The organism is Kocuria sp. BT304 (assembly GCF_003290245.1).
GTDB classification, from domain to species: domain Bacteria; phylum Actinomycetota; class Actinomycetes; order Actinomycetales; family Micrococcaceae; genus Kocuria; species Kocuria rhizophila_A.
Genome location: NZ_CP030039.1, coordinates 514,485 through 527,393, shown reverse-complemented (window position 1 = coordinate 527,393; position 12,909 = coordinate 514,485). Strand labels below are relative to the sequence as shown.

Below are 12,909 nucleotides of genomic sequence, written 5' to 3'. Positions count from 1 at the left end.
CCGTGCCGGGCGGCGGCGCTGAACAGCGGACGTCTAGTAGGCGAAGGACCGGTCGAGTGCTTCCAGCACGCGGTCCAGGTCCGGGACGTAGTGGTCCTCCACGGCCGCGGGCGGGTAGGGCTGGTGGTACGCGCCCACGCGCAGCACCGGGGCCTCCAACGAGTAGAACGCCCGCTCCGTGACCCGAGCGGCGATCTCCCCGCCCAGTCCCCCGAAGGTGGGGGCCTCGTGGGCGATCACCATGCGGCCCGTCTTGCGCACCGAGGCGGTGAGCGTGTCGAAGTCGATGGGCGAGATGCTGCGCAGGTCGATGACCTCCACGCTGCGCCCGTCCTCCTCCGCGGCGGCGGCCGCGGCGAGCGCCACGGGCACGAGCGGACCCCAGGCGACGACGGTGGCGTCGTCACCCTGGCGGATCACCGACGCTGAGAACGGGTCGCCGGGGGAGGTGGTCTCGTCCACCTCGCCCTTGAGCCAGTACCGCCGCTTGGGCTCGAAGATGATCACGGGATCGTTGCACGCGATGGCCTGCTGCTCCATCCAGTAGGCGTCGTGCGCGTTGGAGGGCGAGACGATTCGCAGCCCGGCCGTGTGCGCGTACAGCGCCTCCGGGGACTCCGAGTGGTGCTCCACCGATCCGATGACCCCGCCGTAGGGGATGCGGATGGTCATGGGCAGGGTGAGCCTGCCCTCCGAGCGCGCGTGGATCTTGGCCACCTGGGTGGTGATCTGGTTGAACGCCGGGAAGCTGAAGCCGTCGAACTGGATCTCGCACACGGGCCGGTAGCCGCGCTGCGCGAGCCCCACCGCGGTGCCCACGATCCCCGCTTCACCGAGCGGGCTGTCCAGCACGCGGTGGGCCCCGAAACGGTCCTTGAGCCCCTCGGTCACGCGGTACACGCCGCCCAGGGAGCCGATGTCCTCCCCCATGAGCACGACCTTGGGGTCCTCCTCCATGGCTCGCGAGAGCCCCGCCGTGATGGCCTTGGCAATGGTCAGCCTGCTCATGCTCCCGCTCCTTCCGTGTGCGCGTCCTGGGCATCGTCCGGGACGTCAAATCCCGCCTGGTAGTCCAGGTACTCGGCGCGCTCGGCCTCCACCAGGGAGTGGGGCTCGGCGTAGACGTTCTCGAAGCGCTCCACGAACTCGGGCGGGGTCATGGCCAGGACGTCGGCGCGCATGCGGCGCGCGAGCTCGTCGTTCTCGGTGGCCACGGCCGCGAAGAAGGAGTCCTCCACGCCGTGCTCGGTGCGCAGCAGGACCGTGAGCCGCTCGACGGGGTCGAGCAGTCCCCACTGGTCCTCCTCCTCGCGCTTGCGGTACTTGGTGGGATCGTCCGCCGTGGTGTGCGCGCCCATGCGGTAGGTCTCGGCCTCGATGAGCACAGGGCCCTCGCCCCGGCGGATCTTGTCGAGCGCGTAGCGGGTGGCCGCCACCACCGCCAGGATGTCGTTGCCGTCCACCCGCAGCCCCTCGAAGCCGTAGCCCGCCGCACGGGTGGCGAGCGGCACGCGGGACTGCGTGGCGAAGGGCACGGAGATGGCCCACTGGTTGTTCTGGATGAAGAACAGCACGGGAGCGTCGTAGGAGGCCGCGAACACCATGGACTCGTGGACCTCTCCCTCGGTGCTGGCGCCGTCCCCGAAGTAGGCGACGACGGCCTCGGGCTCGGTCTCGAGCGGCGTGCCCGCCTCCTCGGCGGCACGGCGGTCCATGACGGTGCCCATGGCGTAGCCCACCGCGTGCGGGACCTGCGAGCCCAGCACCACGGTGTAGAGGTTGAGGTTGTGCTCCTCGGGGTCCCAGCCGGCGGCGGTGAGCCCGCGGAAGTAGCGCATCAGCTCGGAGGGCTCCACGCCGCGCTCGAAGGCCACGGCGTGCTCGCGGTACGACGGGTAGAGCCGGTCGGTGGGCCGCGTGGGCCACGTAGAGCCGATCTGGGCGGCTTCCTGGCCGCGCAGCGGGACCCACAGCACGAGCTGGCCCTGACGCTGGAGGGAGGTGCCCTCCTCGTCGATCCGCCGCGCCCGGGTCATGGAGCGGTAGAGGTGCTTGAGGTCATCGACGGTGATGTCCTGCACGTGGGGGGAGAGGAGGGGGTCCTGCGTGACGACGCCTCGTTCGTCCAGCAGCTGGTGGCGCGGGAGAGTGCTCTCCACGACACCCGGGTGAATGGCTGATTCCATGGTCGGTCTCGGTCCTTCCGCTGTCTTCATGACCGGAGGATCGCCCCGGTCATGTCGAGCCTTGCGAACACAGAGTTCTCGGTGCGCTCCACCACCTCAGGGTTGCCGGGGTGTCGGCATGGTGCTGGGGTGCGGGAAGGCAGCGCAGAGTTCCAGGAATCGGGAGTTCGCCTCGGGTTCACCGAAGCTTACACGGACCCCTTCGGAAGTGAAACACCTCACAGACAGGGCGTGTTGGTCGCACAGTTCGGTGAATTCCGCGCTGCGCTCGCCCAGCGGCAACCACACGAAATTGGCCTCGGTGCGGGGGTGCTGCCACCCGAGCTCGGCCAGTCCGCGCAGCACGCGCTCCCTCTCGTCCACCAGGCTCTGGACCCGCTGCTCGACCTGCTCGATGCTGGCGAGCGAGGCCGTGGCCGCGAGCTGCCCGAGCTCCGTGACGGCGAAGGCCGGGGCGCTCTGGCGCAGGTGGCGGGTGACGTCCTGCTGGGCCACGGTGTAGCCCACCCGCAGCCCGGCCAGGCCGTGCGCCTTGGAGAAGGTGCGCAGGGAGACCACGTTCGGGTGCTCCCGGTACAGCTCGATGCCGTCCACGAGTCCCTCACCGCGCTGGAACTCCCAGTACGCCTCGTCCACCACGACCACCACGCTGGACGGGATCCGCCCCAGGAACTCGCGCACGGCGTCGGCGCGCAGGCTCGGACCCGTGGGGTTGTTGGGGGTGCACAGCAGGACCACGCGGGTGCGCTCTGTCACGGCCGCGGCCATGGCGTCGAGGTCGTGGGAGCCGTCGGAAAGGTTGGGCACCTGGACGCTGAGGGCGCCGGCGAGGCCCACCGAGATGGGGTAGGCCTCGAACGAGCGCCACGAGTAGACCACCTCGTCCGGCCTGCCGTCCTCCCCCGTGCCCGCGAACGCCGCGAGCAGCTGGTTGAGGGCGCCCAGGCTGCCGGCCCCCGCCACGATGTCCTCCGCGGGGACGTGCAGGTAGTCGGCCAGAGCCTCGCGCAGCGCGGTCGCTGAGGGGTCCGGGTAGCGGTTGTAGGCGTCGAAGCCCGCCACGGCCTCGCGCACGGCGGGCACTGCCCCGAAGGGGTTCTCGTTGGAAGCCAGCTTGTAGGCCACCAGCCCCGGGATCTGGGAGGCCGGCTTGCCGGCGGCGTACGCGGGAAGCTTGGCGAGGGCCGCGCGCGGGGTCACGCGTGTGACGTCCCCGGGGGTCTCGGACGGTCCGGATGCGTGCGTGGCTGAATCCATGCCTGACATGCTAGTCCGGCCCTGCACCTCACCCGGGGAGGGGACCGCTGCCGGCCCCGCCCTGACCTGGGCACTCACCCGGTGCCGTGCCCGAGCACCGGGCCCGGGCCCGGAGGGCGCCGCTCACCGCACGCGGTCCGCGGCCCGCCGGGGGCTCACCACGCCGTCGAGCCCGGTGTGCTCCTCCCACCCCTCGTACACGTAGCTCTCGGTGCGGGTCCCGGGACCGTGGGGCACCGCGTCCGCGAGCCGCTGCTCGTGGGCCAGGACCACCGGGTGACCGGAGCCGGAGATGCCCTGGGCCCCCACGGTGTAGAGGTGCATCTCGTGCGCGGTGGCCCCGGTGCGACCGCCGTACCACTCCAGGGCGCCCGCGTAGGGGGTGTTGACCTGCACCGTGGAACGGTGCGCGCCGTCCGGGTTGGGCACGCCGTCCAGGGTGGGCACCACGTCGTCCACGTGCTCCACGGCCATCACGGAGGTCTCCCCGGGGATCGCGAAGTCCCCCACGGGCGCGCCGAAGGTGGTGACCGCGGCGACGTCGTAGAGCCCCCGGAACTGCTGGTTGGCGGCAAGCCCGGCGGCGTCGATCCCGCCCAGGCTGTGACCCGTGAGCACCACGGTGTCCCCGGGGCGGATCCCCGCGTCCCGCAGAGCCTGCACCGCCATGCGCTGGGCCTGGGGGAGCTCGCTGAGCGGTGCCGAGGGCACGGTGGTCATTCCCTGGCCGATCCCCTTGAGGTCGTGCACCCCGGCGCTGTCCGTCCACTTCTCCGTGCCGGTGAGGACCACGGAGTACGCGGTGCGCCCGTCCGCCCCGGTGGCCTTCTGAACCATCACGGTGCTGTTCTCCACGGGCCGGCCGTCCGCGTCCGTCCCCGAGACGATGCTCTTGGCGTCCTTGAGGGCGGCCGCCGTGCCCGCCACCGTGGTGGGCACGGCGCCGTCGTGGTGCACGCCCACCGGCAACGGTCGCCCGGAGAGCGGGGTCATGTGCTGGGCGGCGGCGGTCGCGGGGGTCACCCCCGTGAACACCTCCCGGCGCGCCGGGTACAGAGCCCGTTCCTTCTCGAGGCCGCGCAGCACCCCGGTGAGCCCCGGACCCGGGCGCTCCGCAGCGCTCAGCCGCCGCCCGGTGCGGTACAGCGCGTAGATCCCCGCGGTCGTGGGATTCGCGAGCATCATGGCGGCCACCGAGGGCTCGAGGGAGTCGAGGAGCTCCGCGTCCGTGGCCGGCAGGTCGCCCTCCCCCGGCCCGCGGGCCAGCCGCCGGCCCGCGCCGTCGAGCCGGCCCACCACCACGCCGCGCAGGTACTGGCCGAGCGTCAGGGGCGAGGATCCCGGCGCCGCCGCGCCACCGGGAGCGTGCCCAGCGCCGGGGTCCTCCCGTCCCGGCACCCCGCCCGGACCGGGCAGCTGCAACACCCCGTCCAGGAGGTCGTCCACCCCGGGGCCGCGGATCACGGCGTCGGTGCCGTGGGGGCCGCCGCCCCGCACGATCACCCCCAGGGCCGAGAACCGCACGCGCTCGCGCAACGCCGCGGGAGAGTCCACGTCCGCCCGTGCCAGGGCCACCTCGACGTCCTCCGCGGTCCGCGCCGCCTCCCTCGCGAAGGACGCGCTCAGTCCCCCCAGCGGCGAGCCCAGGGCCGCGGCTGTGAACGACCCGGCCAGGGCGTGCTCCGTGACGTCGTAGCGCAGCGCGGCCCGGCCGAGCCGCCCGGCGGTCAGGGCGACCCCGGCCGTGTGCTCCAGCACGCTCGCCACCAGGGCGCCCGACAGCGCGGCGGCGTCCCCGAGCAGCACCTGACCCGTGAGCGCCCACAGCTCCAGCTCGGCCGTGAGCGGCACGAGTGCGGCCGCGGCCTCCCCGAGCTCGCCCGCCGCGCGCCCGAGGTCCTCGGAGGTGCCCCGGAGGCCGTCGCCGTCCACCGTGACGATCCCGCCGCCCTGCCCCGACGCCGCTCCCCCGTGCACGCTCATGCTCTGCCGCGCGCCCTCCGCCGCGGCGGCGACCTCCCGGGCGGAGGTGAACCCCTGCGCGGCAGGGCGCCACGGGTCCCCCTCGCCGAACAGCTGCGCCTGGACGTCCTGGGCGGGGCCACGGACCTCGGTCACGCCCCCGGCAGGGAACGACGGCGCACCCGCCGTGCTTCCCGCGGGCGGCGCACCGCGGCCCGCACCCTCCGCGGCGCTCATCCCCGGCGCTCCGACCCGAGTGACGGGAGCACGACGCCGGGACCCAGCAGGGTGCTCAGCACCGAGACCAGGGGCGCGCCCAGCTCCGCGGCCGTCTCGAGCGCGGCAAGGCGCTCCGCGAGCACCGCAGCCGCCCAGCGCACCGACCGCGCGGCCTCACGGCACGCCTCCACGTCCCGGGCGAGGGTGCGCTCGTGGCGCTCCACGCGGGCCCGGAAGGCCCGGGACCCGGGCCCGGTCCAGGCGCCGTGGGCCTGTCCCAGGCCGCCGACCCGGTGGCCCAGCGCGCCGAGCCGTTCCGCGACGTCGTCGTAGCGCTGGGCGAGCGCCGTGAGCTGCTCGTGGACCATGGCGCCGAGCCCGGGGTGCAGCCCGGGGGCCGCGTTGAGCGTGGATGTCATCTCGTGTCCTCTCCGCGCGGCCCGGGCGAGGCGGCCGGCGCGCGGGACCAGGCTAGGACGGGGTGCCCGGCGGCACGGGCCGGTCGCGGGCCCCCGGGACACCGCGGCGCCACAGGCCCCGGAGCGTGCCGCGGTGCAGTGCGCTCGCCGCGGCACCGGGCCGCGGGCCCGTGGAAGAATGGGGGCCATGTCGAACGCCGCGCAGACCCTCCCGTCCGGACGAGTGGCCCTGGGCCAGCAGAGCCCCGCGATAGCCCTGGGGCCCCTGGACGGCCGCTACCGCCCGCAGACCTCCGCGCTCGTGGACCACCTCTCCGAGGCAGCCCTGAACCGGGAGCGCGTGCACGTGGAGGTGGAGTGGTTCATCCACCTGTGCGAGCGGCGCGCCCTGCCCGGGCTCGACCCCCTCACTGCGGAGCAGCAGGCCGGGCTGCGCGCGCTCGTGACCGGTTTCGACGCCGCCTCCGTCGCGGAGCTCGCGGAGCTCGAAGCCGTCACAGTGCACGACGTCAAGGCCGTGGAGTACTTCATCGCCCGACGGCTGCCCGAGCTGGGTCTCGAGCACCTCACGCCCCTGGTGCACTTCGCGTGCACGTCCGAGGACATCAACAACCTGGCCTACGCACTCGGGATCAAGGACGCCGTGCAGAACGTGTGGCTTCCCTCGGCCCGCGGACTGGTGGCGGCGGTGTCCACCATGGCGCGCGAGGCCAAGGCCACGCCCATGCTGTCCCACACCCACGGCCAGCCGGCCACGCCCACCACGCTGGGCAAGGAGCTCGCGGTGTTCGCCCACCGCCTGGACCGGCAGCTGCAGCGGGTGGCCGGCACCGAGTTCCTGGGCAAGCTCAACGGCGCCACCGGCACGTTCGCGGCGCACACGGCGGCCGCCCCGGACACCGACTGGCCCGCGGTCTCCCGGACCTTCGTGACCGGGCTGGGCCTCACGTGGAACCCCCTGACCACCCAGATCGAGTCCCACGACTGGCAGGCGGAGCTGTACGCGGACGTGTCCCGGTTCAACCGGATCCTGCACAACCTCTGCACGGACGTGTGGTCCTACATCTCCATCGGCTACTTCCAGCAGATCCCCGTGGAGGGTGCCACGGGCTCGTCCACCATGCCCCACAAGGTCAACCCCATCCGCTTCGAGAACGCGGAGGCCAACGCGGAGATCTCCTGCTCGCTGCTGGACACCCTGGCCGCCACCCTCGTGACCTCCCGCTGGCAGCGCGATCTCACGGACTCCTCCTCGCAGCGCAACATCGGCGTGGCCTTCGGCCACTCGCTGCTGGCCATCTCCAACGTGGTCAAGGGCCTGGAGCGCCTCGACGTCGCGGAGGCCACCCTCGCCGAAGACCTCGACGGCAACTGGGAGGTGCTGGGCGAGGCCGTCCAGACCGCCATGCGGGCCGAGGCGATCGCCGGGCGCGAGGGCATGGACAACCCCTACGAACGGCTCAAGGACCTCACCCGGGGCCACCGCGTGGACGCCGACCGGATGCGCGAGTTCATCGCCGGGCTGGGGCTCTCCGAGCAGACCGCGCAGCGGCTCAGCGCCCTGACCCCGGGCGGCTACACCGGTCTGGCCGAGGAGCTCGTGGACACCTACGGCCTCTGAGCCGCACCGCCGGGCGGCGGTCCCGTGCAGGGCCCGCCGGCCGTTCTCGGACCACCCGGGCCGGAGGGATGGGCCGGAGGGATGGGCCCGAGGAATGAGTCAGCCGCAGCGGGTCTCCCCTCAGACCGACCCGAGCACCTGGGGGACGCGCGTCCGGTGCCCCGGAACCGGGGCCCGGTGCGGATCGGTCCAGCTCCGCACCAGGGCCGGAACGTTCGTGGTGATCTGCTGGACTCCCAGGGCCAGGCACACGTGGGTGTCCGCGAACGTGTCCACCGTCCACACCCGCAGGGTGGAGCCGCGCTCCCGCCAGCGCTCGACCAGCCGCGGGTTCTCCCGCACGAACCGGATCCCAGGCCCCGCGATCTCCACCTCGCCGCGGGAGATCAGCGGGACGGCCGGGGGCACCACGAGCCGCATCCCGGCGCGGCACACGGCGGCGGTGGCCGAGCCCACCCCGAGGCTCGAGCGCACCGAGGCCACGGTGGACTGCGTGACCAGCTGGCACACGTGCCGCGGGGCCACCACCCCCAGGACGTAGCGGACGGCGTCGGGGTGGAAGCTCATGATCGACACCGTCACGGTGCCGAGCCTGCCGGTCTCCGGGTTCCAGCCGCGGCGCATGAGCAGCACCAGCAGCGCCTCCTCGAGTCCCTGCCCGTGGGGGCTGGGGTGCTTGGTCTCGACCGCCAGCCCCACCGGCCGCCCCGCGGCGAGCAGCAGGTCCAGCAGCTCGTCGAGCGTCATGAGCTGCTCGTGCGGTGCCCCGTGGGTCGGCGGGATCCGCACGCCCTTCCACGTGGTGAAGTCCAGCCGCCGCAGCTGCGCGAGCGTGTGCTGGCCCACGGGTCCGCTGCCGTTCGAGGTGCGCCCCAGGTGGGCGTCGTGGTGCAGCACCAGGTGCCCGTCACGGGTGAGGTGGACGTCGCACTCCACGCCGTCGGCGCCATCGGCGAGGGCCTGCACGAACGCGGCCCGGGTGAGCTCGGGATAGCGCTGCGAGGAGCCGCGGTGCGCGTAGACCAGGGGGCGGGCGGCGGGCGGTTCGGTCGGGGTGGCCACGGCCCCACGCTAGGAGGCGGGGGAAACGCGGGTCCGAGCGCCGCCCGACGCGGAGGTGACCTCCCGGTGACGTCCGCGTGAACGCGCACGGGCGCCCCGGGGAACCGTGGTCACCCGGGCGCCCGTGCGCGCGTGGTCGGGTGGCTACTTGCCCCGGGTGCGCCCCTTCGCGGAGGACTCCACGGCCTCCTGCTGGGTGGCGGTGGTCCCGCCCTCGAACGCCGCGGCACGCTCGTCCACGGCCAGCGTGGCCGGGAAGTCCGAGGGGAACTCCCCGAACGCCTCCTGCGCGGACTTGATGACCTGCCGGGCCATGGCCAGGTTGGCGCCGCCGCCGACCACCGCACCGATGCCGAAGGGCAGGGCACGGCCGAGCATCGCGCCGGACTGGCGGGCGATGAACCGCTTGACGAACATGTTGCGGATGGACCGGCCCACGTCGAAGCGCTTGGAGTGGTCCGAGGACTTGCCCATCATGAGCCCCCACTTGCCGGAGAGACTCTTGCTCGCGGAGGAGCTGGTGAGCAGCTGGCCCATGAGGGCCTGACCGTCCTCGCCGAGCATGAGGGCCATGACCATGGTGCGGTTCTGCTCGTCGTCCTGCGGCTCCACACCGTGCAGCTCCGCCACGGCCTGCGCGTACAGCGCGGTGGCCTCGAGGTAGCCGGTCACGGCCACCGACGAGAGCCCGAAGGAGGCCAGCGTGCCGATGCCCGGCACCGCGGCCGTTGCGCCCACCGCGCCGCCGCCGGCGGTCACGGAGCGCACGTAGAGCTTCTGGGCGCGCTTGGCCAGCTGGGCGGGGGTCTCGTCCGGGTGCTGGCGGCGCATGTGCTTGATCATCTTGACCACCCAGGGCTTCTGCATGCGCAGCGCGTGGTTGAGGAACTTGTTGACGCCCGGCGAGGGCTGGCCGTTCTCGTCGAACGCCTTGTTCAGGGGGTTAACGCGCATCTCTGTCCACTCCTCGACACGGATGGGGGGTTGTTCGGCGGGTGCGCCGGAAATCTCCGGATTCACTATGACACAGCGCCCGCCACCGCGCGCCGCCGTACGCCCAGGGCTCACAGGACGGGCCCGCAGCCGTGGGTCGCGGGGCGGGTTCGCGGCTCCGGTTCACGGGACGGGCCCGCTCCCCTCAGCGCACGAAGTCCCGCCACGCGTGCAGCTGCCGCAGCAGGTCCGTCTTCTTGGAGGCGTGCCCGGACATCCGTTCCAGCACAGAGGAGAGGGTGCGGATGGCCTCCACCACGAAGGGCCCCTTGTTGAGCATCACGCACTCGGCCTGCTGGCCCTGGGCGGCGTCCGTGATCTCGGCGCGGGAGGGCAGGCCCTTCTTGGCGAGGGTCTCCAGCACCTGGGTGGCCCAGACCACCGGGACGTGCGCAGCCACAGGATCTCCTGCTGCACCTCGGCCATGCGCTCGAAACCGGTCTCCACCGCGAGGTCCCCGCGGGCGATCATGACACCGGAGTCCTGCCACCGCATGACCTCCAGCAGGATCATGGGCAGGTGCTCGAACCCGCCCACGGTCTCGATCTTGAGGGTGACGTCCACGGAGCGGGCGTCCAGCGCCTCCAGGCGGGCGAGCAGGTCCGCCACGTCCTGGGCACTGCGCACGAAGGACATGTTGACGATGTCCGCGTGGCGGGCCACGAACGCCAGGTCCTCGCGGTCCTTCTCCGTCAGCGCGGGCAGGTGCAGGTCCGTGTACGGGAAGTTGATGCCCTTCTCGGCCCGGAGTCTGCTGCCCGTGGGCCCGGCGTGGGTGATCTCCACGTCCATGTGCTGCGGGTGCACCGAGCGGATCACCCCGCCGATCCTGCCGTCGTCCAGCCACACGCGGTGCCCGGCGGCGGCGTCCCGGAAGGCCTCGGGGAGGGTGCAGCCGATGCCGAGCGGAGCCGTGCCCTCCGCGGGCACGGGGTCCGTGTGGTTCAGCAGGCGCAGGGTCTCGCCCACCGCCACGCGCAGGGACTGCTCGGTCTCGGGCAGCTCGCCGAGCACGGCCTCCGCACCGTCCGGGGCCCTCAGGACGATCCCCGTGGCGAAGTAGACGGTCTTGGAGAACTCCACCAGCACGGCGTCCTCGTGGACCTCCACCACGCGCAGGGTGCGTCCGGAGTCCCGGGCATCGCGCAGCCGGAGGCGCTCGCCCTCGGTGCGCGCGGCGAGCCACCCCTGGGGCTCCACGGGCACCGCGGGGACGTCCTCCGAGCGCTGCGTGCCGAGCCGCAGCCGGGCGGGGCGGTGCACGTGGCCCGTGGCGTCCCGTTCGGGCTTGATCTTCTCCACGCGCGGGCCCGGTGCCACGGGTCCCGTGCGCACCTTGGGCCCCGCGAGGTCCATGGCCACCCGCAGGTCGGTGCCCAGCTCCGCGGCCGCCGTCCGGAGGTGCTCGAGCATCGCGGCCCACTCCCGCGGCCCGTCGTGGGCGCAGCTGATGCGCGCCACGTCCATGCCGACGGCCACCATGCGCCTGACGAGCGCCGGGTCCCGGGCGGCGTCGGTGGGCATCCTGACCATGATGCGCGTGGCGCGGCGCTCACGGGCCTGGCCCACGAGGCGCACGGTGTCGCGTTCCAGCGTCAGTGGTCCGGGGAGGGCGTCCTCCCCCGGCGGCAGGCCCGGGTCGAGGTCGGGCAGCCGGGCATCCGTGCCCGCCACGGCGGCCAGCGTCAGCGCGACCGCCACGAGGTGCTCCGCGACCCCGGACCCCATGCACCCGAGGGAGGAGACCCCCAGCAGCGAGCTCAGTCTGCAGCTCCCTGAGGTCCTAGGAGCGCACGGCGGTGTAGTCCACCAGGTTCAGCGCGGAGTGCCGGTGCCGGGGCGCCACCCGGTTGACGTCCGCGAGACGTGCGCGACGGGCCTCACGGATGCGCTCCAGCAGCTCGACGACGCCGCCCAGGCACCGGGCCGCGGGCTCGGGCCGGGAGCCGGTCCCCGGGGAACTCGTGACGGTCATGGACTCCTCCTCGCGGGCGGTCGGTCGGACCCCCCCACGGTAGGGTCCGCAGACCAACCGGAGGTGAACACGGCCGCGGATCAGTGGGTGGTGAAGTCCGTGTACTGACCGGTGGCGGGGCCGAAGTGCTCGTCCACGGTGATCACGGCCCCGGGGGTGTCGCGGGAGATCAGGGCCTGCAGGAACTCCCCCACGGCCCAGCGCGGCCCCTCGGCGACGACGCCCACGGTGCCGTCCTCCTGGTTGGTCGCAGTGCCGGTGAGCCCGAGCTTCTCCGCCTGCCGCCAGCACCAGTAGCGGAAGCCGACCCCCTGGACGGTCCCGTGGACCACGGTGGTCAGGGCGATGACCTCGTTGAGGTCCATGCGCTCCCGGGGGTGGCCGTCGGAGGCCTCGGGTTGGATTGATGGCATGTCCATGCGCTCAGCCTAGAAGATCGCCCGGCCCGCACGGCACCCCGGCAGGGGCGGCGCGGACCGGGCGATCGGTGTGCGGATCAGTCCAGCGAGTCGACGGCCTCGGCGATCGGGGTGCTGCCGTCCGCGAACTCGACGAAGCGGTGCACGGTGTGGGCGGGGTCGGCCAGCACCCTGGCGGCCACCAGTGCCACGTTGCCGCGGGCGGTGTCCCGGTTGCCGTCCTCCTCGGCCCTGCCGATCGCGATCGAGCCCGTGGCGGCGTCGTCGGTGAGCATTCCGGGGCCCAGGATGGTCCAGTCCAAGGAGCTCGCCCGCAGGTGGTCGTCCGCGTCCGCCTTGGACTGGGCGTAGGCGTAGAAGTCGTTGTCCTGGGGCACACCGTGGTCCTGCCCGGCGCCCATGTAGGAGACCATCACGTAGCGCTTCACACCGGCGGCCTCGGCGGCGTCCATCGAGCGGATGGCGGCGTCACGGTCCACGGCGTAGGTGCGCTCGGGGGAGCCCCCGCCGGCGCCCGCGGACCAGACCACGGCGTCCTGCCCGGCCAGCAGCTCGCTCAGCGCCGCCACGTCCATCTCCTGCACGTCCGCGACCACGGGGTTCGCGCCCGCGTCCTGCACGTCCTGACTCTGCTCCTCCTTGCGGATCACGGCGTTGACCGTGTCCCCCTGCGAGGAGAGCAGCCGGCTCAGCTGCAGCGCCACCTTGCCGTGGCCGCCGATGATCGTGATCTGGGACATTGTGAGTCCTTCCTGTCGGAACGGATCTGTGAGGGGTGCTCGCGCGCCCCTGGACT

13 protein-coding genes are annotated in these 12,909 nt (G+C 73.2%); 1 reads left to right on the top strand and 12 read right to left on the bottom strand.

All coding sequences use genetic code 11. The features are described 5' to 3' along the window. Positions 1-33: 33 nt before the first annotated feature. The 5 genes from DNL27_RS02370 to DNL27_RS12570 form a co-directional block, all read right to left on the bottom strand. Positions 34-1,008, bottom strand: a complete 975-nt coding sequence (locus tag DNL27_RS02370; RefSeq protein ID WP_012397419.1) for an alpha-ketoacid dehydrogenase subunit beta — start codon at positions 1,006-1,008, stop codon at positions 34-36. Further along, a complete protein-coding gene (locus DNL27_RS02365; RefSeq protein WP_112234603.1) occupies positions 1,005-2,216 on the bottom strand; it encodes a thiamine pyrophosphate-dependent enzyme in 1,212 nt (403 codons plus the stop codon). Before DNL27_RS02365 ends, DNL27_RS02370 begins: the two co-directional genes overlap by 4 nt. 66 nt (positions 2,217-2,282) lie before the next feature. Beyond that, positions 2,283-3,443 (bottom strand): histidinol-phosphate transaminase, encoded by a 1,161-nt coding sequence (locus tag DNL27_RS02360; RefSeq protein WP_112234602.1) that lies wholly within the window; start codon positions 3,441-3,443, stop codon positions 2,283-2,285. Positions 3,444-3,566: 123 nt separating this feature from the next. Beyond that, positions 3,567-5,561, bottom strand: coding sequence for a lipase family protein (locus DNL27_RS02355; RefSeq protein WP_239494498.1), 1,995 nt, complete (start codon positions 5,559-5,561; stop codon positions 3,567-3,569). Between the two features lie 77 nt (positions 5,562-5,638). Next, entirely contained in the window at positions 5,639-6,043 is a 405-nt protein-coding gene (locus DNL27_RS12570; protein WP_058954675.1) for a hypothetical protein, read from the bottom strand. Between the two features lie 178 nt (positions 6,044-6,221). On the opposite strand from DNL27_RS12570, the gene purB reads away from it, so the two are divergent. Continuing rightward, positions 6,222-7,664, top strand: a complete 1,443-nt coding sequence (purB, locus tag DNL27_RS02345; RefSeq protein ID WP_112234600.1) for an adenylosuccinate lyase — start codon at positions 6,222-6,224, stop codon at positions 7,662-7,664. Between the two features lie 120 nt (positions 7,665-7,784). Here purB and DNL27_RS02340 read toward each other — a convergent pair whose 3' ends face one another. From DNL27_RS02340 to DNL27_RS02320, 7 genes are all read right to left on the bottom strand, one after another. Continuing rightward, complete coding sequence (locus DNL27_RS02340; protein WP_012397413.1) at positions 7,785-8,726, bottom strand: glycerophosphodiester phosphodiesterase family protein; 942 nt, start codon at positions 8,724-8,726, stop codon at positions 7,785-7,787. Positions 8,727-8,870: 144 nt separating this feature from the next. Then, on the bottom strand, positions 8,871-9,680 hold the full coding sequence (locus DNL27_RS02335; protein ID WP_012397412.1) for a hypothetical protein: 810 nt from the start codon (positions 9,678-9,680) through the stop codon (positions 8,871-8,873). A 184-nt stretch (positions 9,681-9,864) separates the two neighbouring features. Further along, on the bottom strand, positions 9,865-10,083 hold the full coding sequence (locus DNL27_RS12350; RefSeq protein ID WP_226905781.1) for a hypothetical protein: 219 nt from the start codon (positions 10,081-10,083) through the stop codon (positions 9,865-9,867). Then, a complete protein-coding gene (locus tag DNL27_RS02330) occupies positions 9,999-11,420 on the bottom strand; it encodes a pyruvate kinase (protein ID WP_239494420.1) in 1,422 nt (473 codons plus the stop codon). Before DNL27_RS02330 ends, DNL27_RS12350 begins: the two co-directional genes overlap by 85 nt. An 82-nt stretch (positions 11,421-11,502) precedes the next feature. Beyond that, positions 11,503-11,694 carry a hypothetical protein gene (locus DNL27_RS12345; protein ID WP_239494419.1) on the bottom strand — a complete coding sequence of 64 codons (192 nt, stop codon included), beginning with the start codon at positions 11,692-11,694 and terminating at the stop codon, positions 11,503-11,505. 80 nt (positions 11,695-11,774) lie between these two features. After that, positions 11,775-12,113, bottom strand: coding sequence for an acylphosphatase (locus DNL27_RS02325; protein ID WP_204360320.1), 339 nt, complete (start codon positions 12,111-12,113; stop codon positions 11,775-11,777). A gap of 77 nt (positions 12,114-12,190) precedes the next feature. Continuing rightward, positions 12,191-12,853, bottom strand: coding sequence for an NAD(P)-binding oxidoreductase (locus DNL27_RS02320; protein ID WP_112234598.1), 663 nt, complete (start codon positions 12,851-12,853; stop codon positions 12,191-12,193). Between the last annotated feature and the right edge of the window lie 56 nt (positions 12,854-12,909).